Source organism: Peribacillus sp. SIMBA_075, from assembly GCF_046534585.1.
Genome location: NZ_JAWRYN010001303.1, coordinates 1 through 247 on the forward strand (window position 1 = coordinate 1; position 247 = coordinate 247).

Here is a 247-nt window from a genome sequence, read left to right on the forward strand (position 1 = left end):
CCATAAAAATGGCAAAAGATCAAAACCTGTCGTTAAACCCTACGAAAATTTCTGGGCTTTGCGGCCGTTTGATGTGCTGCTTGAAATATGAGAATGATGAGTATGAAACAGCGAAAGAACAATTACCGGATATCGGTGAAACGATTCAGACGTCTAATGGCTCTGCAAAGGTAGTAGGGCTCAACATTTTAGAACGAATTTTGCAAGTTGAATTAACCGGGCAAGAAAAAGTGGTAGAATATACTTG

The 247-nt window shown here is 39.7% G+C and carries 1 pseudogene; it reads left to right on the forward strand.

From position 1 onward, the window contains the following. Positions 1-247 (forward strand): annotated as a pseudogene (gene ricT / locus SB775_RS32555) (competence/sporulation regulator complex protein RicT); the annotation flags it as partial.